This window comes from Aequorivita aquimaris (genome assembly GCF_001573155.1).
Lineage (GTDB): Bacteria > Bacteroidota > Bacteroidia > Flavobacteriales > Flavobacteriaceae > Aequorivita > Aequorivita aquimaris.
Map to the genome: position 1 here is coordinate 76,932 of NZ_JRWG01000003.1, position 22,311 is coordinate 99,242.

Here is a 22,311-nt window from a genome sequence, read left to right on the forward strand (position 1 = left end):
CGTAAACCATAGCTTGTTAATGGAAAAAGTCCCCCCTTTGAAGGGGGCTAGGGGGATGTTCACCACTCACCACTCACCACTCACCACTCACTACTCACTACCTATGATGATACGGTTCATTCCTCAAAATAGTAAACCCCCGATAAAGTTGCTCAATAAAGAACAAACGAACCATTTGGTGCGAAAACGTCATGGACGAAAGTGAAACCTTTCCATTGGCCCGTGCGTAAACCGCTTCGCTAAAACCATACGGTCCACCAATAACGAAGATGAGGTTCTTCAGTCCGCTGTTCATTTTCTTCTGAAGAAACTGAGCAAACCCTTCCGAAGTATAGGTTTTTCCTTTTTCGTCTAGCAGAATCAAAACATCGGCAGTAGTGGTTCGCTTCAATATTTCTTCCCCTTCAGCTTGCTTTTGAAGCGCTTCCGAAAGATTCTTGGCATTTTTCACATCGGGTATCACCTCCATTTCAAACGAAATGTAAAACCCCAACCTTTTGGTGTAATCATCCATCAAGGATTGCAGCTGCTTGTTGTCAGTTTTGCCAATGGCGAGAAGTGTAATTTTCATTAAAAACTTTTCAGATGCCAAAAATACAAAGATAAAAGTTGCTACTTCCCACTTCCCACTTCGTCCTTCTAACTTTTTAAAGTATTTTAGCTAAAATTATCTTGCAATGATTTCAGAAAAACAATTCAATAAGGAAATAGATATCATTATAGCCAATGCGATCAGAGAGGATGTAGGCGATGGCGACCATAGCTCGCTGGCCTGTATTTCAGAAGATGCGCGAGGCTCTGCAAAACTTTTGGTAAAAGATGAAGGTATTATAGCAGGAATAGACTTTGCCCGCCAGGTTTTTGAGTTTGTTGATCCTGGCCTAGAGCTGGATATAAAGATAAAGGACGGCAGCCCAGTAAAGTATGGAGATGTGGCCTTTTACGTTTCGGGACTTTCACAATCCATCCTAAAATCGGAAAGATTGGTTTTGAACGCAATGCAGCGTATGAGCGCCATTGCTACCAAAACCAACGAATATGTGAAACTACTGGAAGGCACAAATACCAAAATCCTCGACACCCGTAAAACCACCCCGGGAATACGCGCTTTGGAAAAGTGGGCCGTAAAGATTGGCGGCGGCGAGAACCACCGCTTTGCACTTTATGATATGGTAATGTTAAAGGACAACCACATAGACTTCTGCGGTGGAATAACAAAGGCAATTGAAAAGACAAAGAATTATTTAAGGGAGAATCAGTTGGGGCTTAAAATTATTGTTGAAGCCCGAAACCTGGACGAGATTGAGGAAATATTAAAATCCGAAGGTGTATATAGAATCTTGATAGACAATTTCAATTACGAAGATACCCGCAAGGCAGTACGCTTAATAAACGGAAAATGTCTAACCGAATCCAGTGGCGGCATTACTTTGGAAACCGCAAGAAAATATGCCGAATGTGGGGTAGATTATATTTCCAGTGGGGCCTTGACGCATTCCGTTTATAATATGGATTTGAGTTTAAAAGCCATTAAATGAGCGAAGAGAAGGAAAAGGAAATAAACATTCCGGTAATTCGGGATTTGGTACGCTTCAGTAAACAGATAAAACTTCCCGGTATGGGTGGTTTTTCCCTATATAACTTACTGGATGTTTACGGCACCGGCATCCTGAATGGTACCTTTTCCTTTAGGGCCAGCTCCATAGCTTACAGTTTTTTTCTTGCGTTATTCCCTTTTCTATTATTTCTCTTAAACCTAATTCCCTATATTCCCATAGATGGTTTCCAAACCCGCTTCTTAATATTTATGGAAGCCTTGTTACCAGCCCAAACCACAGAATTCTTTTATCCCATAATTGCAGATATTGCGGTAAATCCTCGCGCAGGATTAATATCGTTTGTATTCTTTTTATCTATTTTTTTATCTGCCAATGGTGTTAATACCATCTTTAGTGCTTTTGAGCATTCGTTTCACGTAACAATAAACCGTAGTTTTTTCAAGCAATATTTTGTTGCGATTATTGTTTCTATTTTCTTGGCATTGTTGTTGTTAACTTCGGTAGGGGTCATATTATATGGTGAATATATTATACACGACCTTCAGTCCAGAGCGTATATAGACAATGATGTTTTCTGGATTTCGTTCTTTCAGTTTATTGTGTTTGTAATAATGATCTACGGGGTTATTGCCACCTTGTATTATTTTGGAACCAAAGAAGGGAAGGAGTCCCGCTTTTTTTCAGTGGGAGCCATTACTACAACGGTCCTATTCATTGTCACAACGTACCTTTTTGGAGTTTACATCAATAACTTTTCAAATTATAACGAGTTATACGGTTCCATTGGTGCACTTTTAATTTTGATGTTCTATATTTGGATAAACGCAAACCTATTGCTGCTAGGGTTTGAATTGAATGTTTCTATAAGGCGGCTAAAAGATAAACTTTAACTATAAACCTAAATTTTTAAACAGATGAAAAAAATACTTTTAACATGCTCCCTAATTGTCTTAACACTTTTAACTGCCACGGCGCAGGATGTAACCGGAAAGTGGAAAACCATTGACGACGAGACGGGCGAGGCAAAATCCATTGTAGAAATCTATAAGCAAAATGGAAAGGTTTACGGAAAAATCGTAGAAATCCTCAACCCCGCAAAAAGAAATGTAAAATGCGACAAATGCCCGGGAGAGGACAAAAACAAACCGGTGCTTGGCCTGGTAATCATTAAAGGACTTGAAAAAGACGGCGATGAATACAATGACGGTACCATCATGGATCCCAACAATGGAAAAGTATATAAGTGCTACATAGAACTTGATGGCCCAAACAAATTGGATGTTCGCGGTTACATAGGTTTTTCTCTTTTGGGGAGAACACAAACCTGGACGCGCGTCGATTAAAAAATTATAAAAGCATTATCTTTAGGCCACCATTTTTGGTGGCTTTTTTATAGTATTTTCAATAACCTTTAACAATAAATACTCTCCTTGTATTTCATAGATGTAATCCTTCCCATTCCATTAAAGCAAGCATTCACCTATAGCGTGAACAAAGATGAAGCTGCTTTTTTAAAGCAGGGAATGCGCGTTGCCATTCCTTTTGGAAAGTCGAAGGTTTACACCGGAATTGTTTACCAAGTACACGACCAGCCGCCCGTGGGCTATGAAACCAAGTCCATTGACCATATCTTGGACGAAAACCCCATTATCACACCGCTACAATTGAAACATTGGGAATGGCTTGCCGCCTATTATATGTGTTCTTTAGGCGAAGTGATTAAAGCAGCGCTGCCCAGCGCATTTCTTTTGGAAAGCGAAACCATTATCAAACTTTCATCCCGAAATTTTCAGGATGAGGAATCGCTAAGCGATGATGAGTTTGTTTTATACGAAGCCTTGCAACACCAGTCTTCGCTTCACATAAACGATGCGCGAGCTATTTTGGACAGAAAAAACATCGTTTCCATTATCCAAAAATTGTTGGATAAAAATATTATCGAAGTGGAGGAGACGGTGTATGAGCAGTATGTGCCCAAGATGAAGCGCTACATAAAGCTGGCCCCTAAATACACTTCCGAAGAAAAGCTGCGCGAACTTCTGGATTCACTCACCCGCGCCCACAAACAGCGCGAAGTCTTGATGCATTTTTTTATGCTGAATACCAAAACCAAAAAGCCAATCAGCAGTACGGCGCTTCAAAAGAAAAGTGAGGCATCTGCCGCAACCCTGAAAGCGTTGATTGATAAAGGTATTTTGGAGGAGTATTACGTTCAGCAGGATCGCGTGGAGTTTTCCGACGAAGCTTCCTCAGAAATCAAAACGCTGAACGAAGCGCAAATAAAAGCGTACGGCGAAATAAAATCTTCTTTTGAAACAAACGATGTGGTTTTGCTGCACGGCGTAACTTCCAGCGGAAAAACCGAAATCTATGTTCGTTTGATTGAAGAAGTGATTGCCACGGGAAAGCAAGTGCTCTATATGCTTCCTGAAATTGCTTTAACAACACAACTTATCACGCGACTTCAAAAATATTTTGGGGAAAGGATTTCGGTATATCATTCTAAATTTTCGGTAAATGAGAGGGTTGAGGTTTGGAAGAACGTACTTTCCGAAAAACCAAAATCACAAATAATTATCGGTGCCCGCTCTTCGTTATTTCTTCCTTTTAAGAATTTAGGGCTTATTATTGTGGATGAGGAACACGAGCCATCCTTTAAACAATACAGTCCCGCGCCGCGCTATAATGCCCGCGACAGTGCCATTGTGCTGGCAAATCTTCACAAGGCTAAACTTTTGATGGGCTCCGCAACGCCTTCCCTGGAAAGTTACCACAATGCAAAAACCGGGAAGTTTGGATTGGTAACCTTAAAGAAGCGCTTCGGAAATGTGTTAATGCCGGATATTGAATTGGTAGATATAAAAGAAAAAACCCGTAAGAAACAAATGACGGGCCATTTCAGTGATAGACTTTTGGAAGAAATGCAAGAAGTTTTAAAAAATGACGAGCAGGTCATTCTTTTTCAAAATAGAAGAGGTTTTTCGCCCGTGGTGGAATGTACCACCTGCGGCATCTCACCACAATGTCCCAATTGTGATGTGAGCCTAACATTTCACCAGTATAAAAACCAGTTGCGTTGCCATTACTGCGGCTATCATATGGCGATGATGAAAAGCTGCATTGCCTGCGGAAGCGAGACATTGGATACCAAAGGTTTCGGCACTGAACAGATTGAAACAGAGTTGAAAACCTTGTTCCCAAACAGTAAAGTGGCGCGCATGGACCAGGACACCACCAAGGGCAAGCACGCTTATTCAAAATTGATTGAAGCTTTGGAAAATGAGGAGATTGATATTCTAGTAGGTACACAGATGCTCGCGAAAGGCTTAGATTTCAGAAACATAAGTTTGGTGGGTGTAATGAATGCCGACAACCTTTTGAACTTTCCCGATTTTCGTGCGCACGAACGCAGTTTTCAGTTGCTACAACAAGTTTCGGGTAGGGCAGGACGCACCCAAAAGCGTGGCAAGGTTTTGATACAAACATATAATCCGTACCATCAAATATTGAAGCAAGTAAGCGTGAACGACTATGAAGCGATGTATAAAGAACAATTGGAAGAGCGTTACAATTATAAATACCCGCCATTTTACCGAACCATTAAAATTGTTTTTAAGGATAAAAATTTAACGCGTGTGCAGAAAGCATCGGTATGGTTTGGCCAAGCTTTGGAATTGCAGTTCAAAGAAAATATATTGGGGCCAGAGCCACCACCAGTGGGAAGAATAAAGAATAAGTATATTATGAATATACTTGTGAAAATTCCTAAAAACCAATCTTTGGAAAAGACGAAAAAATATATTGACAACGTACAGCGAAGCTTTAATTCTATTAAAGAATTTTCAAGCGTTCGCGTAAATATAGATGTGGATAATTATTAAGCGTTCTGGGTTGCTGCCAGTGCCTCTACAAGATCAGATTTTCTATTTCTGCTCAACGGCAATTGGTCTTTCTCGAGTTCAATTGTTTTGCTGTTGTAACGTTGCACCTTGTCTAAATTCACAATATAAGACTTGTGGATTCTTAAAAACCGTTCCTTAGGAAGAAGCGCTTGAAAAGCCTTCATTGTTGAAAGCACAACAAGTGATTCGTGCTCTGTTACAAGCTTTACATAATCACCCAAAGCCTCAATATAACGTAATTCATTGAGGAAAACTTTTCGCTTTTTAAGGTTGCTTTTTACAAAGATGAAATCTTCATCATCAAAACCTTCTTCATGCTTAAGTTTATAATTGGTAATTGCTTTGTGAACAGCGTTTAAAAATCTGTCTTTGGCTATAGGTTTCCGAAGATAATCAACAGCATCATAGTCAAATGCCTTGAAAGCATACTTGGTTTTTCCTGTAACAAAAATGACTTGGGGTTTTCTTTGAATATCATCCAAAAGATCAAATCCAGAAAGAATGGGCATTTCTATATCTAGAAAGATGAGGTCAATTTCATTGGAAGCGAGGCCCATTTTGGCCTCAATTGCGTTTTTATACTCCCCAACAAGTTCAAGTGAGGGGTGCATTTGGATAAGCTTTACAATGGAAAGCCGCTGCAGTGTAGAATCATCTACAATTGCGCATTTAAGTATTGTTTTCTCCACAATAGTAGGTTTTGCTTAAGGCAATAATATGCAAATAATCGATGAAATGCAACTTTTTTTGATTTTAATCGAAAAAATTGCGCACTTCGTCTAAAATCGCTTTTTCTGAAGACAATTCAAAATAAGGTTTGATAATACCAAATAAAGTATTATTTTTGCACCCTCTTTGGCAGAAAGCCAAGGATTTAAACATTAATTTTAATAGATTTTTTATGAATCATTACGAAACTGTTTTCATCTTAAATCCCGTTTTATCTGAAGACCAGATAAAGGAAACAGTAAAGAAATACGAAGATCTTCTTGTTTCTAAAGGTGCTGAGATGATATCCAAAGAAAATTGGGGCTTGAAAAAACTTGCTTACCCAATCCAGAACAAAAAAAGTGGGTTTTATCACCTTTTTGAATTCACCGTTGACGGTGAAGTAGTTCACGAACTTGAAACTGAATTTAAAAGGGACGAGCGTTTTATGCGTTACCTTACAGTGAGCCTTGACAAGCACGCAATTGCTTGGGCAGAAAAAAGAAGAAATCGCAATAAAAAATCAGCTTAAATTATGGCTACATTACAACAACAAGCAAAAGGTAAAAAAGACGGAGAGATTAGATATCTTACTCCGCTTAACATAGAGACCAACAAGACCAAGAAATATTGCATGTTCAAAAGGTCTGGTATTAAATATGTTGATTATAAAGATCCAGATTTCTTATTGAAATTTGTAAACGAACAAGGTAAGATCCTTCCAAGAAGACTTACCGGAACTTCATTGAAGTATCAGCGCAAAGTGGCCGTTGCCGTTAAAAGAGCACGCCATTTGGCACTTATGCCGTACGTAGCCGATTTATTAAAATAAAAAACCAGAGAACATTATGGAACTTATATTAAAAAAAGACGTAGAAAATCTGGGATTTACAGATGATGTGGTAACCGTAAAGAACGGTTACGGAAGAAACTTTTTGATTCCACAAGGGCACGCAGTACTTGCAACCCCTTCGGCTAAAAAAGTATTGGCTGAAACTTTGAAGCAACGTGCCTTTAAAGAAAAGAAAGTGGTTGACGAAGCTAAAACACAGGCCGAGAAACTAAACGGACTTGAAATTAAAATCACTGCCAAAACTGGCGAAGGCGATAAACTGTTTGGTTCTGTGACAAATGCAGACCTTGCTGATGCCCTTGAAAAAGAAGGCGTTTCTATTGAGAAAAAGTATATCATTATAGCTGGTAGCGCCGTTAAGCGCACCGGACCTTATGAGGCTACAATTCGTTTTCACAGAGACGTAGTGAGCAATTTCCCTTTTGAAGTGATTGCTGAAGCTAAGCCAGCTACTAAATCAAAGGCTGAGGCTAAGCCTAAGGCAGAAGCTAAAACTGAAGAGACTGCCTCTGAAGAAGCAAATTCGGAAGAAGTAAACTAAATAACACGATTAATTGTTTTAAGACCTTTCCCGTTTTCGGGAGAGGTTTTATTTTTTTATAAACTTATGAAGTACGCCAGATTAACAAAAGAACAATTTGAGGAACTGCAACAGGAATTCATTAATTTTCTTGCCACACAGTCCATTACCGCTGATGAATGGAAAAAACTTAAAATTGAAAAACCCGAAGTTGCCGAACAGGAACTCGATATTTTCAGCGATCTAATTTGGGAGGGAGTATTAAATAAGGTGAAGTATTTGGAACACATTTCACCAAAACAATTAATGCTTTTTCATATTTCTGAAGCATTTATGGAATTGATAGCCATAAAGATTGATGATGAAAATATAGACATTACCACAGAATACGGTTACAAATGGCTTCAGCAAAATCTCCACGACGATTCGGTAAACTTATATACATCCACAAAAGCAATTACCGATGACCGCAACAAAGATATTTTCGTTTTGATACAGCAAGGTTCGGTAATAACCAAAGGAGAGCTTTATACGTATTTCAGCGACTTGTTGAGCGAATAATTAAAAGCACCGGTTAAAATTCCTCAAATCCAAAATTGAATATGATTGGGATTTGGAATTTGTTATTTGTAATTTTCTCTATTATTCATAACGCAAACTTTCAATAGGGTCCAACCGCGCGGCTTTTGAAGCAGGATAGGAACCTGCAATTATAGCAACTATAAAAGTGATGATGGTTGCCCAAATTATTGCAGCCCAGGGAAGTGTAAAGTCAAACTCAAAAATTTTAGCAAAGGCGAAGCCGGTTAAAATTCCAAGTATAATTCCCAGAATACTTCCGAATTGCCCAATAACAATGGTCTCCATAAAAAATTGGGTAGAAATCGTGGAGCGTTTTGCCCCCATGGCTTTCCGAACGCCAATTTCACGGGTGCGCTCAGTTACCGAAACCAGCATAATGTTCATTAATGCTATGGAAGATCCCAGAATGGTAATAATGCTAATTATCCAAGCCGCTGCTTCCAAGTAGCCCGTAATCATTGCGATACGGTTTATTAAATCGTCACTGCGCTCAATACCGAAATTGTTTTCTTCCACAGGGTTTAAACCTCTAATATTTCTGAAAGTAATAATGGCTTCGTCCTGCGCGGCTTCCATCATTTGCTTGTCGTCAACCTTTACGCTTAAGTTGTAATTAATATTGGGTTGTGTAAAAATGCCGCGAGCAACCTGCACGGGAATCAAAATCTTTAAATCCTGATTGTTTCCAAAAGTAGATCCTTTTGATTCCAATAAACCGATTACCTTAAATTTCACCCCGCGAATGCTAATGGTCTTGTTGATGGGGTCTTCATCCTCAAAAAGATTTTTTACAAAATCTGCACCTATTAAGCACACTTTATTGTTATTCTGAACATCAAAAATGGTAAAATTTCGCCCTTTGTCAATTTCGGTCCCGGTGTTTTCCAAATAGTTTTCATTCACACCATAAACCTGTACTTCTGGATCGGTTTTTTCGGAGCCATATTTTACTTCGGCCGTTGATGTGCCTTGGAATGAAAGGGACGTTTGTGTGTACGGAAATTCATATTTGTCAATAAATTCACGAACATTATTGTAGCTAATTATGGGGTTGATTTTCTCTCTTTCCCCACTTCTATTTGACTGAACGGAAAATTCGTATTGCTGTATATTAAAAGTATTGGCGCCCATGGAGGCAAAGTTGCCCGAAATAGTATTTTCAAGTGCCGTCACAGCACTCAAAATGCCAACAAGCGCCCATATCCCAATTCCAATAATAACAATAGTAAGTATGGTCCTTAAGAGTTGGCTTTTAATGGAATCCAACGCAATTCGAACATTTTCCCGGAAAAGTGAAAACATATTTTTTGGTTCTGTTTACCGTTAGACTGCAAACGGGCCATAAAGTTACAGAATAACGGTGAAGCTTATAATTTTTTCAAGCAATCTTATTGTGGCAAACTTCATTAATATTTAGGATATTTGCCTAATCAAATAAAAACCTGAAAGTCTTGTCCAAAAAACCATCCATTCCAAAAGGAACGCGCGATTTCAACCCTGAGGAAGTTACGCGCCGCAATTATATTTTCAATGTAATCAAAGAAACCTTTGCGCTCTATGGTTTTCAACCTATTGAAACGCCGTCTTTTGAAAACAGCGAGACTTTGATGGGCAAATATGGCGAAGAGGGCGATAGATTGATTTTTAAGATTTTGAACAGTGGGGACTTTCTTTCCAAAGTAGACGATAAACTATATTCTGAAAAGGACAGCAATAAAATAACTACAAAAATCTCCGAAAAAGCGCTTCGTTACGACCTCACAGTGCCTTTTGCACGTTACGTGGTGCAGCACCAAAACCAAATTACCTTTCCTTTTAAACGCTACCAAATACAACCCGTTTGGAGGGCAGACAGACCACAAAAAGGCCGTTTTCGTGAGTTTTTCCAGTGCGATGCCGATGTTGTGGGCTCCACTTCGCTTTGGCAGGAAGTTGAATTTGTGCAATTGTACGATGCCGTTTTTACCAAACTCGGCTTAAAGGACGTAACCATAAAAATCAACAACCGAAAAATTTTGAGCGGCATCGCCGAAACCATCGGCGCCGAAGATAAATTGATAGATTTTACGGTTGCTCTGGATAAGCTCGATAAAATAGGGGAGGATGGTGTGAAAAAGGAAATGCGTGAAAAAAGCATTTCGGAAGATGCTTTGCAAAAACTACAGCCCCTGTTCTCCTTTAAGGGAAGTAATGACGAAAAGTTAAACGCTTTAAGTGAAATGCTAAAGACTTCCGAATTGGGAATGAAAGGTGTGGAAGAACTGGAATTTATAGCCAAGACTATTGAAAAGCTCGGATTGCAAACCGCTTCGTTGCAAATTGATGTTACCCTTGCCCGCGGATTGAATTATTACACAGGTGCCATTTTTGAGGTTTCTGCCCCGGCCGAAGTAAATATGGGAAGCATTGGCGGTGGCGGAAGGTACGATGACCTAACGGGAATTTTTGGAATGCCGAATATTAGCGGTGTTGGTATTTCTTTCGGATTGGACCGTATTTATTTGGTTCTTGAGGAACTGAATCTTTTCCCCAAAACGGTTTCAGAAAACAGTAAGGCGCTTTTTATAAATTTTGGTAATAAGGAAGCGCTGTATGCAATGGAAGCGATAACAAATTTGCGCAACGCAGGGATAAAGGCTGAATTGTATCCTGATGATACTAAGATGGGCAAGCAAATGGGCTATGCGGACAAACGGAATATTCCTTTTACGGTATTGGCAGGCGAAAAGGAAATGGAAGCACAACAATACACACTTAAGGACATGAAAAGTGGTGCGCAATCATCCGTGAGCTATTCAGAATTGGAAAAAATGCTGGCCCAATAAAGTTTCAATTATTTTCAAACAAAATTTATTCGAGCTTCATCTTCTGAATACTCCTGTTTGCGTTTTTCCATTATTTTTTGCTCAGCTTCCCGTTGGGCCGCTTCCGAAAGCATACCGGAAATACGCAGTTTAGTAAGGTTGGTCATTGTTTGTTTCATTCATCCCCAATTTCGTTAATAATCTTTTCATAGGAAATAACATAGTCAATCTGTTTTTCCTCTGAAACGTGTTTGCGGGGAGTTTCAAGAATTATAAAGTCGAAAAGTTTTGATATTATTTTTTTGAGGCGTTGTTCTGTAGTAAATATAGCCCGGTGTAAAAAATGAGCGGCAAAAGTAAGGGCAACTGAAAGTATAAATAGAGAGATAAAATATATAGAGGTGGAAAAATCTGTTAATGGAACCAAGGTGTAAATTATAAAAAATATTCCAACGAAAAGAAATGAATGGCTTATAAAAATTAAAAACATTCTAAATTCCAAAACTTGTTGAGCAACAAATTTTAAAAGTAATCCAGAACAGATTGCCATAAGTGGAAGGCTCAAAGAATACATAAAAGAGGACATGTATGAAAATCCAAATATGCCCTCTCTATCATTAAAAATATAAAAGATGTGTAAGAACGGTGATAGCACCGCTACAATTGCAAGAAAAATTAAGTAAAAACTTATTTTAGTCTTCTTGATTATCAGGAATCCCGTTACAGTTTCGGTCTCCTGGCGGACATATTTTGACTTTGTCGATTTGTTGCTCATCGCTAATTTGGTTTTCTGGGGTACAGCTAAAAGCTAGACCTGCTAGCATTACTAATGCAAATAAATAATTTTTCATAATAATAGGTTTTAAAAGTTCAAGAGTAAAATTAAACGTTTAATCTACCTATATAAAGCTGTTGCTCAATTATTTATTAACTAGATTTTAACAAATGTAAGAATAATGGGCATATACCCAAGAAATTTTCGACCAACGGAAGATTTTTTCGTTTTCGAAAGACATTTCTTACAGAAGTAGCATTGATTATTTTTCCAGTATAAAGGTATCAAACAAAAAAATCCCCTTGGAATTATCCTTGGGGATTTTAGTAGCGAGAGCGAGACTTGAACTCGCGACCTCCGGGTTATGAATCCGACGCTCTAACCAGCTGAGCTACCTCGCCATATTTTTTTGCTGCAAACTTTATGTCTAAGCGGCTGCAAAGATAGAAACAAAATAATCTGTCGCAAATATTAGGTTCTGTTTTTTATTGAAATTATTTCCTCTTTTTAGCAAATTCATTTGAATGAAAAATTTTCAATCTTTCATTTGAGGTTAAAATTAATATATATATATTGGGCATCAACTAACAAAGAGCTATGGAAGATAAAATAAAATATGAAATGGAATTCCCCATCCAGGTTTCCCCTTCACTTTTATATCAATATATTTCAACGCCTTCGGGGCTTTCCGAATGGTATGCAGATAACGTAAATTCACGTGGTGAGTTTTATACATTTATTTGGTCTGAAAGTGAAGAGCGCGCAAAACTGCTCAGTAAAAAAAGCCCTGAACGCATCAAATTTAGGTGGGTAGAAGATGAGGGTGAAGATTTTTACTTTGAACTTCGCATTCAGGTTGATGAAATTACAAAAGATGTTTCGCTAATGGTAACTGATTTTGCCGAAGAGGACGAAGTAGAAGAAGGAAAAATGCTTTGGGAAAATATGATTTCGAATCTAAAGTCTATTTTGGGTTCTACTTAAAATCCCTTTAAAATATTAATACCTTTGCACCGTCCCTCCAAAAGGACGGTTTTTTTATGGTAAATTTAAACGGTACGGTACTAAAGGATGCTGAAGCAGCAGTTGCTATAGATAATAGGGGCTTAAATTATGGCGATGCCGTTTTTGAAACGATGCGTTTTTCTGCCAGAAAAATATACTTCTGGGAAGACCATTACTTTAGATTAATGGCATCCATGCGAATTCTTCGTATGGAAATACCAATGAATTTTACTTTGGAATTTCTGGAGGAAGAGATATTGCGAACCGTCAATTCATTTGAAAATAATAATGCTGCGCTTCGAATAAAGTTCTTGGTTTGGCGTAAAACAGGAGGAAAATATACACCAGAGACAAATGATATTGAATATGTTATTTCGTTTGAAAAACTCGCCACTCCATTTTATGTATTAAGCGAAACAAATTATGAGGTCGAGCTCTTCAAAGATCATTTTATTACCTCAGGTTTGCTGTCAACATTGAAAACGAACAATAGGCTCATAAATATTTTGGGAAGTATTTATGCGAAGGAAAACGAGTATGAAAACTGTTTATTATTGAACGAAAACAAGCAAATTGTAGAGGCGCTGAACGGAAATATATTTATGGTTTCTGGCAATACTATTAAAACCCCGCCGCTTTCAGAGGGTTGCTTAAACGGGATTATGCGCAAGCAGCTCATCGCTATCATTAAATTACTTCCAGATTTTAGTCTTGAAGAAACTTCGATTTCGCCTTTTGAACTTCAAAAAGCGGACGAAATTTTCATAACAAATACCATTCAAGGAATTGTTTCAGTAACAAAATACAGAAAAAAGAAATTTGTGAATTCTACAGCTAAGATATTGCTGCCAAAGTTGAACCTAAAAGCTAGAATGGATTAATTGAAACTTGGATTTTCTGGTGCATTGGACCATAGAATATAGTCCCCTCCAAATTCAATCATTTTTTCCTTCCAAAAGTTGATATTGGTTTTGCCAATAATTGCATTATTGTAATTATTTGGCACTACCACCCAACTGTTTACTTCAAGTTCCTGCTCCAATTGCTCACTTTCCCAGCCTGAATAACCGAGAAAAAAACGTATTTGGTTTTTATTTAATTTGTCTTCCTTGAGTAAATCGATTATGGCACTAAAATCCCCGCCCCAATAAATACCATTGGAGATTTCAATACTATCTGGAATAATTTCTGGGATGCAATGAATAAAATAAAGATTGTCCTGTTCAACCGGACCTCCGTTAAAAACGGGAAGTTTTGAATTTATTTCAGGAACGAAGTCACGAAGCTTATATTGAAGGGGTTTGTTGAGAATAAACCCCACAGATCCACTTTCATTATACTCGGCCAAAAGCACCACAGATCGGTTGAAGGATACATCCCCAATAATAGAGGGTTCCGCGACCAATAAGAGTCCCTTGGCTGGTTTTAAAGTGGTCATATAGTTTTTTTGGTAATTTAAATCTAAGTAATAATTTTAGAAATACCAAAAAATTACCGTGATGGTTGTTTGATTGATATATTATTAGTTAAATATAAATTTTTATTGAAAATTCGTAATTAACTATGGATCAGATTAATAAAAAAGCCCTTCCTTTCATTTAAATGAAAAGAAGGGCTAACAATGTTGTAAAATATTTTACAATTTAGTTTACACTGTTTTGTAAATCTGAACCAGCTTTGAATTTAACTACTTTTTTAGCAGCAATTTTAATGGTTTTACCAGTTTGAGGGTTTCTTCCTTCTCTAGCAGCTCTTTTTGATACTGACCAAGATCCGAATCCTACAAGTGATACTCTGTTACCTTTTTTAAGGGACTTTTGAACGTTGCCCAAGAAAGACTCTAAAGATTTCTTAGCAGCAGCTTTTGTAATTCCGGCATCAGCTGCCATTGCATCGATTAAATCTGATTTGTTCATAATTTTTTTAAATTAAATTGTTGGTTAAACTTCGATTAATTGCCCTACAAATTTAACAGGAATATCCGTTCAGGCAAGTAACCACGCAGGAAATCGTTATTTTTGTTGATAACTTAGGGTGTTTGTTAATAAACTTGGTGTTTTTTTATATGTTTTTAAAAGTATCAGTAGTGACAAGGGTTCACGATAGTTTAGAATCTTCATCAAATGAATAACCATTTAAAAGCGAAGAAACGTCCATCTTGCGTTTACCGGGAAGTTGTATTTCATTAATAATAATGAATCCATCTGCACAGGCTACTTTTAGTTCTTTTTTGGAAATTAGAATACTGCCAGGTTTTAAATTTTGCTCACTTCTCTCAAAATTTGCACTATAAATCTTTGTCTTCGATTCTTCATTATTATTATGAAGAATAGTCCATGCCACTGGATACGGGGAAAGCCCTCTTATAAAAGCTTCTATCTCTTTTCCTGATTTTGACCAATTTATACGCGTGTTTTCTGAAGTGAGTTTTGGAGCTTCTTTTAAATTGCTTGTCTTGGGCTGCGGTTTTGGGTTTGCTTTTCCCTTCTCAATCAAGTCAAGTGTTTCCAAAACCAGCTTGCTTCCTTCATCCATCAATTTATCGTGAAGTGTTTCCGCGGTTTCGTCTTTTTCAATATAAACTTCTTTATTGGCGATGATGGAACCCGTGTCAATCTTTTCATCAATAAAGAAAGTGGTAACGCCCGTCTTCTTTTCATTATTAATAATGGCCCAATTTATAGGCGCCGCACCTCTGTATTGTGGAAGTAGCGATGCGTGAAGATTAAAAGTACCAAATTCCGGCATCTGCCAGACCACCTTGGGAAGCATTCTAAAAGCAACCACTACTTGAAGATTGGCGTCCAACTTTTTTAATTCCTTTAAAAATGACTCGTCCTTTAAATTTGTGGGCTGTAATACTTTCAAATCTTGCGAAACTGCATAATCCTTCACCGCAGAGGCCATCAGCTTTCTGCCACGGCCAGCTGGCCTATCCGGCGCTGTGATTACGCCCACGATATTTTTGCCCGCTTCCACCATTTTTTTTAAAACCCCGACTGCAAAATCTGGGGTGCCCATAAATACTATTCTCAAATCGTTTTGCATCTTTTCAGTTTAGATAATATTGGTTTTTCGGATTGGCATTAATTTTCTCGGCATCCATTAGTAAACGGAGTACTTTCAAAATATCTGTTTCGGCAAAAGTAAGTTTTTCTGAAATCTCTCGCGAAGTTAATTCCGCTTCTTCAAGCAAAGCTAAAATCTGCTCTGCCAATTGTTGCATTTCAGTTTTTGAAAGTTTCTTTGTTTGCGTTTTGCATACGGAACAAATACCACATTTTGAAGCAGTAGTTTCGCCAAAATACATAACAAGCTGTACGCTTCGGCAGGTTTTGGTATTCGCAATATAATTGAGAACGGAATTTACCTGCGCCTTCTTTTTGCGGTTCAGTGCTTCCACCTCGCGTGAAATTACGTTTATGGTTTTATCATCTTCCCTTGGAACCAAAAAGGTGAGAGTGGCGTCAGTTATCTGCAGCGTCATTTCCACAACCTGGTCGCGCTCCATTTTTTTTAATATTGAAATTACGGTTTCAATGGGCTGACCAGTTTTATTCACAATCAAATCCAGATTGATGGCGGTGGGCATCTCAAAAATGCCACCGTAGATACGGAGAATGGTTTTTCCGATTACCGATGTGGTTATATCTTTTTCAAAATATTGCAGCACTTTTTCCGAAGATATTAAAAATTGGACGATTGATTTTCGTCCAAATTCCTGCGAAAGTTGAATAATACCCAAACGGTCCAAACTGTTGAGCGCATTGTACGCTAAAAGGGTGTTCAGGCTGTAAGTTTTGCAAAATTCTGAAAAACCAAAATTGTGCTTTGTGAATTCCCCTTCGCCATAGGGAATCTGAAAATAATTGCTCAGCGTTCGGTAAATATTTTTCAGATCTGAAGTTGTTGGCAACGATTCCACAAACTGCTGCTTTACATATATTTTGTCGTATTCATTATAAAGTAATACCGCTGCGGCATATTGGCCATCGCGGCCCGCACGTCCTGCTTCCTGAAAATAGCTTTCCAGACTTTCGGGAATCTGTAGGTGTATCACGAAACGCACATTGGCGTGGTCAATGCCCATCCCAAACGCGTTGGTTGCAACCATAGTAGAGACAACCCCGTTGCGCCACGCTTGCAGTTTTTGCGCTTTTTCCTTTGCTGAAATTCCCCCGTGATAAAAAGTGGCAGAAATGCCCAGGCTATTGAGTTGTTCACTGATTTCAATTGTGCCCTTTCTATTTCTTACATATACAATTGCGGAGCCGTTGTTTGTTTTAAGGAATTGTTCGGTTTTGTAGAGTTTGTCTTCTTCCTTAAAAACTTGATACGACAGATTTTCGCGAACGAAGGAATTTCTGAAAACCGCCGGCAGTTCCATCTTTAGTTCTGAAATGGTATCTTCCAAAACTTCGGGTGTTGCCGTGGCAGTGAGTGCTATAATTGGAATTAACGGGTGTATTTCCCGAAGCAGTGTAATGTTTTTGTATGCAGGGCGAAAATCGTTTCCCCATTGCGAAATACAGTGCGCCTCATCAACCGCGATTAAATTCACGTTCATCTGCTTGATGTAGTTTTGGACTATTTCCTGCTGAAGCCGTTCGGGCGATAGGTAAAGAAATTTATAATTGCCGTAAAGGGTGTTGTCCAAAAGAGTATTCAGTTCATCAAAGGAAATACCGCCAGTTAATTTTAGGGCTTTTATCCCACGCTCTTTTAAGGCATTTACTTGATCGCCCATCAGTGCCACCAATGGTGAAACCACAATACAAATGCCGTCCATTGCCATTGCCGGAATTTGAAAACACAACGATTTTCCGCCTCCAGTGGGCAGAAGCGCCACAGTATCCTTCCCATCCATTACTGACGTGATTATTTCTTCCTGCATTGGTTTGAAGGAAGTATAGCCCCAGTATTTGGTCAGGATGTCGCGGACATTTGTCAAGGTGTGTTTTTAAGGTGATTCAGAATATATTCAACTCTATCTTTAATAGTGCCCACGGGTACTTCGTGAATTTTATAGCCAAAGTTTTCATAACCGCTTTTTAGGAAATGAAATATCTTTTCGGCCTGCTCAAAAGATTCGTAACGCTCGTTGTCCTGTTCATAGATTTCTTCCCAAGGGGGGAGCACAAATATTTCATCATATCGGTATTCATTGCACGTTTCACAAAAATTTTCAGGATAATGGGTAGCAACAAAGTCCATATAGGCAGTAACGTCTGGCATCCCGCGGTCATAAAAAAGTACAGGGGCTGCGCAATTTTTTCCTTCGTGAAACTGCTTCAATCTGCCTTCCAATAATTTTTCACTGAATAAAATAGGGTTCTCCAAAAACAATTGTTCAATCCCTTCCTTTTGTGCTTCAAGAATTACATCTCTTGAAATTTCGTGCATCACGGGATAGCCTTCTTTTTCCAGATAATTAATAAGTGCCGTTTTTCCTGAGCCGGGCCCTCCGGTAATTACAATTCTTCTCGTGTCCAAAAGTTACAATTTTCTACAAAGTAAGTAAATAAATATTTGTGGTGAAAGTGTATCTTTGTTGATCACAGAGCAAAATTATTTGATGGATCAAGGAAAAAACACCACAGAATTTTACGACCGATTAAAAAAACAACTTGAGGAGGATACCACGTGGCCTTCACCTTATCTATTTAAGTTTATAGTACCCGCCAGCTTAGAGAAAATAGCAGAAATAGAAGCTATTTTTGACGGTACCGATGCCGAAATTGCAACCCGTGATTCATCAAAAGGAACCTATTCCAGCATTTCAATAAAAGTTACGATGGAATCTCCCGATGATGTTGTAAAAAAATATCTTGAAGTTTCCAACGTTGAAGGTGTTATTTCACTTTAATTTTTAGTATTTTGCGAGAGAAATGATTTTCAATCTTTCCGAATACACAAATATTCTTCCCTTAATTAAAACATTTTGATACAAGAAGTAGCACAAATAGAATATAATACAGAGCGTCCAAAATTGATTATTCCCGAATACGGCCGCCATATACAAAAGATGGTAGATCAGGCCATCGCCACCGAAGATAAGGAAGAGCGCAATAAAATTGCCAAAAGCATAATAGCGGTTATGGGTAACCTTAACCCGCATCTTCGCGATGTGCCGGACTTTCAACCCATGCTTTGGGACCAACTTTTTATAATCTCAGACTTTAAACTGGATGTAGATTCTCCCTTCCCAATTCCTTCACGTGAAGAATTGATGGAAAGACCCGAACCTTTGAGTTATCCCCAAAACCATCCCAAATATCGTTTTTATGGAAACAACATAAAACGAATGATTGATGTGGCAAACAGTTGGGAGGAAGGAGACAAAAAAGAGGGGCTTATCCTTACTATTGCCAATCACATGAAAAAATGTTTTCTAAACTGGAACAAGGACACTGTGGAGGACGAAGTTATCTTTGAACATCTTTTTGAACTTTCCGGTGGCAAGATAAACCTTAAAAATAGCGATGAGGATCTGAGCAACGCTTCCGATTTGATGAAAAACAAAAAGCGTTTCAACACCAACTCTTCCAACAAGAAAAATTACAAATCAAATAACCGCAACCGCAAGCGTTATTAAAATATCAACCATTATTTATGGGAACTTTCCAAATAGAGGGCGGGCATAAACTAAAGGGCGAAATAACGCCTCAGGGTGCCAAAAACGAAGCCTTACAAATTCTTTGCGCAGTATTGTTAACCCCAGAAAAGGTAATAATTGAGAATATTCCGGATATTCTGGACGTAAATAAACTCATAAAAATATTAGAGAACCTTGGGGTGAAAATCCAAAAATTGGCAAAAGGTAAATACGCCTTTATCGCTGATGAAATTAATCTGGAATATCTAGAGTCAGAGCTTTTCAAGCAGGAGGGAAGCTCCCTTCGTGGATCCATTATGATTGTAGGTCCATTATTGGCTAGATTTGGAAAAGGATATATACCGCGTCCGGGAGGTGACAAAATTGGGAGAAGAAGGCTCGACACCCACTTTGAAGGTTTTATAAATCTTGGGGCGAAGTTCCGCTATAATAAAGAAGAGCGTTTTTATGGAGTGGAGGCGCCCAAAGGGTTAAAGGGTACGTATATGCTTTTAGACCAAGCTTCCGTTACCGGGACGGCCAATATTATTATGGCTGCCGTTTTAGCTAAGGGAACCACAACCATTTACAACGCTGCTTGCGAACCTTATATCCAACAACTTTGCAAAATGCTGAATGCCATGGGTGCCAATATTTCAGGAGTTGGCTCAAATTTATTGGTTATTGAAGGTGTAAAAAATCTAGGTGGCTGCACACATCGTATTCTGCCAGATATGATAGAAATTGGTAGTTGGATTGGCCTTGCGGCTATGACGAAAAGTGAAATCACCATTAAAAACGTGAGTTGGGAAAATTTGGGATTGATTCCTGAAACCTTTAGAAAACTTGGAATTAAACTGAACAAAAAAGGAGATGATATTCACATTCCATCGCAAAAGGAATACGAAATACAAGGCTATATTGACGGGTCTATACTAACGGTTGCCGATGCGCCTTGGCCTGGTTTTACACCAGATTTGTTGAGTATTGTACTCGTGGTTTGTACCCAAGCAAAGGGTAGCGTGCTTATTCACCAAAAAATGTTTGAAAGCCGTTTGTTTTTTGTAGACAAACTGATTGATATGGGTGCCAAAATCATTCTTTGCGATCCGCACCGGGCAACTGTAATTGGCCATAACTTCCAATCAAACCTGAAAGCTACTACTATGGTATCACCAGATATTCGGGCGGGAATTTCACTATTGATTGCAGCGCTCTCGGCACAAGGTACAAGCACCATCCACAATATTGAACAGATAGATAGGGGTTACGAAAATATTGATGAAAGACTTCGGGCCATTGGGGCGAAAATTACGAGGACTGATCTATAAAATAATTTATCTCACATTTAAAATATAAATTTTGCTGAATTGATAAAGCACAAATCGGATTTTAATATTGAGCAAATTGGGTGTTTCCGATTTTATAGCGGACTAATAATCGGATTCATTTTTAGTCTGGTTTTAAACCAATTCTTTTTGAGTATTATTCGAATAAGCGATTCTTTAGTTTTAGCAACGGATAGTTATTCGAAAATTCCTATTGATTCAAAACCAACTTTTTATTATTCGTTTTTCTGGAGTTTGTTCTCAATAAGTCTTGCCTTTAGTTTTACAGTCTACTTATGGACATGTAAACCTATTTTGAATACAAGACGTGAAACAAGACTAAACCGAATTGCACAAACGAACTCTTTATTCATTTTCGCTCTGATATTTTTATCTGTATCTCGCCTTCTGCAATTTTATATTGGATTTCATTATGTTGATTTTGAAATAAAAGAAGAAGTTGGAATTTTACTCTTTATGATACCAATTTTTATTTTTGCATATAATTGGGTCTATATTTCAAAAATTTACAAAGCCACTAAATCTTTTATGATATCAATATTGATATTCGTAATTTATGGACTGGTATTGAGCGGAATAAAAATGTAGGAATAAATATTTTACAAGCTATGGCTTCATTAATACCATTTTAAAACTTCATCTATTTTATCGACTGTTTATTTTAAGCTTTCCGGTTTTTGTTAATCTCGTCCTGAAGTTTTCTGCGAAGCTTTTGCTCGCGTTCAAGACTGTTTCTTCGGTAATCTTCCAGTTCAATTTCCATTTCTGCCATTTTCAGTTGGGCAGCGTTGGTAATTTTATGGCTGTTCAAAAATCTGTAGAATAAGAAGCCGCTAATCAATAATAAAATAAGGATAATGCTCCACATAATAGCATTATAAGTGGCTTTTGAAGTAAGAATGCCAAAAATTTCAATCCCGTCTTCCTTTTCTTTAGCAATAGCCAAGCTTTGTTTGGTGTTTTGAAGATTTTGACGAAGCGAATCAATTTCGTTTTTCTGAAGACTTAATTCACTTTCTTGAGTATTTATTTTCTTCTCTAATGAAGAAACGGAATCTAAAATATTTCGCTTTAAAGTAGCAAGCTGGGTCTTCTTAATTACTTTGTATTCTTGATAGCTGTTGCTTTTATCGAAAGCATCCGTCATCTGTTCGTTCAAAGTGTTTTTTCGAACTTGGATTGAGTCTTGTGCTGCCGCATGCAGCGTAAATAGAAATAGGGGGAGGGTTAGTACTAAAATCTTCTTCATGTCTTCAGGTTTGTTTGCAATGCTTTATTTAACAGTGCAAGAGTAGAAAAAATTGTCCACAACCACTCAAATTTTGTTTCAAATTACAAAATCTTTAACAAATTCCCTAGATCTTATTTTGGTACAGGTTAATGCTCCGGAGGGGCATTTCTTTACTTGAGAAATGATTTTTTTTGTACTGGCACCGTCTAAATCTATCCAAGGTATCACCGAGGTTTTAAAAACTTCGGAAAGTCCTTTTGCGCAAGCCTCGGCGTGAATGCATCGACTGGGTTCATAAGTTACAATCACTTCACCATTACTGTAAACATTTTTGTAGGTTTCCATACTTTACAATTTGGGGGTTTGTAAAATTAAACGTGAAAATATCGATAAAACTACATATTTTATCGATATAATACACAAAATAG

Annotated in this window: 26 protein-coding genes and 1 tRNA gene; 14 read left to right on the forward strand and 13 right to left on the reverse strand. The window is 38.0% G+C overall.

Annotated elements, in window-relative coordinates; genetic code table 11:
* Positions 1 to 97: 97 nt before the first annotated feature.
* A complete protein-coding gene (rlmH, locus tag LS48_RS05655) occupies positions 98 to 571 on the reverse strand; it encodes a 23S rRNA (pseudouridine(1915)-N(3))-methyltransferase RlmH (RefSeq protein ID WP_062620887.1) in 474 nt (157 codons plus the stop codon).
* Between the two features lie 106 nt (positions 572 to 677).
* On the opposite strand from rlmH, the gene nadC reads away from it, so the two are divergent.
* The 4 genes from nadC (at position 678) to priA (ending at position 5,440) form a co-directional block, all read left to right on the forward strand.
* Positions 678 to 1,538 carry a carboxylating nicotinate-nucleotide diphosphorylase gene (nadC, locus tag LS48_RS05660; protein ID WP_062620888.1) on the forward strand — a complete coding sequence of 287 codons (861 nt, stop codon included), beginning with the start codon at positions 678 to 680 and terminating at the stop codon, positions 1,536 to 1,538.
* Positions 1,535 to 2,449, forward strand: coding sequence for a YihY/virulence factor BrkB family protein (locus LS48_RS05665; RefSeq protein WP_062620891.1), 915 nt, complete (start codon positions 1,535 to 1,537; stop codon positions 2,447 to 2,449). Before nadC ends, LS48_RS05665 begins: the two co-directional genes overlap by 4 nt.
* A gap of 24 nt (positions 2,450 to 2,473) precedes the next feature.
* Positions 2,474 to 2,902, forward strand: coding sequence for a DUF2147 domain-containing protein (locus LS48_RS05670; RefSeq protein WP_062620893.1), 429 nt, complete (start codon positions 2,474 to 2,476; stop codon positions 2,900 to 2,902).
* Positions 2,903 to 2,989: 87 nt separating this feature from the next.
* Complete coding sequence (priA, locus tag LS48_RS05675; protein WP_062620895.1) at positions 2,990 to 5,440, forward strand: replication restart helicase PriA; 2,451 nt, start codon at positions 2,990 to 2,992, stop codon at positions 5,438 to 5,440.
* Here the strand turns inward: priA and LS48_RS05680 are convergent.
* Complete coding sequence (locus LS48_RS05680; protein WP_193392790.1) at positions 5,437 to 6,150, reverse strand: LytR/AlgR family response regulator transcription factor; 714 nt, start codon at positions 6,148 to 6,150, stop codon at positions 5,437 to 5,439. The genes priA and LS48_RS05680 overlap by 4 nt on opposite strands.
* A gap of 212 nt (positions 6,151 to 6,362) precedes the next feature.
* Between LS48_RS05680 and rpsF the strand changes: the two genes are divergently transcribed.
* From rpsF to LS48_RS05700, 4 genes are all read left to right on the forward strand, one after another.
* Entirely contained in the window at positions 6,363 to 6,701 is a 339-nt protein-coding gene (gene rpsF, locus LS48_RS05685) for a 30S ribosomal protein S6 (RefSeq protein WP_062621494.1), read from the forward strand.
* 3 nt (positions 6,702 to 6,704) lie between these two features.
* Positions 6,705 to 7,001, forward strand: a complete 297-nt coding sequence (rpsR, locus tag LS48_RS05690) for a 30S ribosomal protein S18 (protein ID WP_062620899.1) — start codon at positions 6,705 to 6,707, stop codon at positions 6,999 to 7,001.
* A 16-nt stretch (positions 7,002 to 7,017) separates the two neighbouring features.
* Positions 7,018 to 7,563 (forward strand): 50S ribosomal protein L9, encoded by a 546-nt coding sequence (gene rplI, locus LS48_RS05695; protein WP_062620900.1) that lies wholly within the window; start codon positions 7,018 to 7,020, stop codon positions 7,561 to 7,563.
* A 66-nt stretch (positions 7,564 to 7,629) separates the two neighbouring features.
* On the forward strand, positions 7,630 to 8,103 hold the full coding sequence (locus LS48_RS05700; RefSeq protein ID WP_062620901.1) for a DUF6495 family protein: 474 nt from the start codon (positions 7,630 to 7,632) through the stop codon (positions 8,101 to 8,103).
* Between the two features lie 81 nt (positions 8,104 to 8,184).
* On the opposite strand, the gene LS48_RS05705 is transcribed toward LS48_RS05700, so the two are convergent.
* Positions 8,185 to 9,426 (reverse strand): ABC transporter permease, encoded by a 1,242-nt coding sequence (locus LS48_RS05705; protein ID WP_062620902.1) that lies wholly within the window; start codon positions 9,424 to 9,426, stop codon positions 8,185 to 8,187.
* A gap of 149 nt (positions 9,427 to 9,575) precedes the next feature.
* Here LS48_RS05705 and hisS point away from each other — a divergent pair, with 149 nt between their 5' ends.
* The gene (gene hisS / locus LS48_RS05710; RefSeq protein ID WP_062620905.1) at positions 9,576 to 10,949 is read left to right on the forward strand and encodes a histidine--tRNA ligase; all 1,374 of its coding nucleotides are present in this window, start codon (positions 9,576 to 9,578) and stop codon (positions 10,947 to 10,949) included.
* Positions 10,950 to 10,963: 14 nt separating this feature from the next.
* Here the strand turns inward: hisS and LS48_RS15300 are convergent, their stop codons facing one another.
* The 3 genes from LS48_RS15300 to LS48_RS05720 form a co-directional block, all read right to left on the reverse strand.
* Positions 10,964 to 11,107, reverse strand: coding sequence for a hypothetical protein (locus tag LS48_RS15300; protein ID WP_157881718.1), 144 nt, complete (start codon positions 11,105 to 11,107; stop codon positions 10,964 to 10,966).
* A 513-nt stretch (positions 11,108 to 11,620) separates the two neighbouring features.
* Positions 11,621 to 11,779 carry a hypothetical protein gene (locus tag LS48_RS15305; protein WP_157881719.1) on the reverse strand — a complete coding sequence of 53 codons (159 nt, stop codon included), beginning with the start codon at positions 11,777 to 11,779 and terminating at the stop codon, positions 11,621 to 11,623.
* 251 nt (positions 11,780 to 12,030) lie between these two features.
* Positions 12,031 to 12,104 (reverse strand) — tRNA-Met (locus tag LS48_RS05720).
* A 196-nt stretch (positions 12,105 to 12,300) separates the two neighbouring features.
* On the opposite strand from LS48_RS05720, the gene LS48_RS05725 reads away from it, so the two are divergent.
* Positions 12,301 to 12,687, forward strand: coding sequence for an START-like domain-containing protein (locus LS48_RS05725; protein WP_062620910.1), 387 nt, complete (start codon positions 12,301 to 12,303; stop codon positions 12,685 to 12,687).
* 56 nt (positions 12,688 to 12,743) lie between these two features.
* Positions 12,744 to 13,589, forward strand: a complete 846-nt coding sequence (locus tag LS48_RS05730; protein WP_062620912.1) for an aminotransferase class IV — start codon at positions 12,744 to 12,746, stop codon at positions 13,587 to 13,589.
* Here the strand turns inward: LS48_RS05730 and LS48_RS05735 are convergent.
* From LS48_RS05735 to LS48_RS05755, 5 genes are all read right to left on the reverse strand, one after another.
* Positions 13,586 to 14,146 carry a YqgE/AlgH family protein gene (locus LS48_RS05735; protein WP_062620914.1) on the reverse strand — a complete coding sequence of 187 codons (561 nt, stop codon included), beginning with the start codon at positions 14,144 to 14,146 and terminating at the stop codon, positions 13,586 to 13,588. The genes LS48_RS05730 and LS48_RS05735 overlap by 4 nt on opposite strands.
* Positions 14,147 to 14,351: 205 nt before the next feature.
* Complete coding sequence (locus LS48_RS05740) at positions 14,352 to 14,624, reverse strand: HU family DNA-binding protein (protein ID WP_062620916.1); 273 nt, start codon at positions 14,622 to 14,624, stop codon at positions 14,352 to 14,354.
* A 181-nt stretch (positions 14,625 to 14,805) separates the two neighbouring features.
* Entirely contained in the window at positions 14,806 to 15,756 is a 951-nt protein-coding gene (gene fmt / locus LS48_RS05745) for a methionyl-tRNA formyltransferase (RefSeq protein WP_062620918.1), read from the reverse strand.
* A gap of 4 nt (positions 15,757 to 15,760) precedes the next feature.
* A complete protein-coding gene (locus tag LS48_RS05750; protein WP_062620920.1) occupies positions 15,761 to 17,659 on the reverse strand; it encodes a RecQ family ATP-dependent DNA helicase in 1,899 nt (632 codons plus the stop codon).
* Positions 17,656 to 18,201 (reverse strand): AAA family ATPase, encoded by a 546-nt coding sequence (locus LS48_RS05755; RefSeq protein ID WP_062620922.1) that lies wholly within the window; start codon positions 18,199 to 18,201, stop codon positions 17,656 to 17,658. The genes LS48_RS05750 and LS48_RS05755 overlap by 4 nt, the downstream gene beginning before the upstream one ends.
* A gap of 82 nt (positions 18,202 to 18,283) precedes the next feature.
* Here LS48_RS05755 and LS48_RS05760 point away from each other — a divergent pair, with 82 nt between their 5' ends.
* The 3 genes from LS48_RS05760 to murA all read left to right on the forward strand — a co-directional run bounded on the left by LS48_RS05760 (position 18,284) and on the right by murA (position 20,634).
* Positions 18,284 to 18,574: a DUF493 family protein gene (locus LS48_RS05760; RefSeq protein WP_062621497.1), complete on the forward strand. Its 291-nt coding sequence runs from the start codon at positions 18,284 to 18,286 to the stop codon at positions 18,572 to 18,574.
* A 75-nt stretch (positions 18,575 to 18,649) separates the two neighbouring features.
* Positions 18,650 to 19,303, forward strand: coding sequence for a DUF4290 domain-containing protein (locus tag LS48_RS05765; protein WP_062620924.1), 654 nt, complete (start codon positions 18,650 to 18,652; stop codon positions 19,301 to 19,303).
* A 17-nt stretch (positions 19,304 to 19,320) separates the two neighbouring features.
* Positions 19,321 to 20,634 carry a UDP-N-acetylglucosamine 1-carboxyvinyltransferase gene (gene murA, locus LS48_RS05770; RefSeq protein ID WP_062620927.1) on the forward strand — a complete coding sequence of 438 codons (1,314 nt, stop codon included), beginning with the start codon at positions 19,321 to 19,323 and terminating at the stop codon, positions 20,632 to 20,634.
* A 679-nt stretch (positions 20,635 to 21,313) separates the two neighbouring features.
* On the opposite strand, the gene LS48_RS05780 is transcribed toward murA, so the two are convergent.
* The gene (locus LS48_RS05780) at positions 21,314 to 21,901 is read right to left on the reverse strand and encodes a hypothetical protein (RefSeq protein ID WP_062620931.1); all 588 of its coding nucleotides are present in this window, start codon (positions 21,899 to 21,901) and stop codon (positions 21,314 to 21,316) included.
* Between the two features lie 78 nt (positions 21,902 to 21,979).
* Positions 21,980 to 22,228 carry a (4Fe-4S)-binding protein gene (locus tag LS48_RS05785; RefSeq protein ID WP_062620933.1) on the reverse strand — a complete coding sequence of 83 codons (249 nt, stop codon included), beginning with the start codon at positions 22,226 to 22,228 and terminating at the stop codon, positions 21,980 to 21,982.
* Positions 22,229 to 22,311 lie beyond the last annotated feature (83 nt).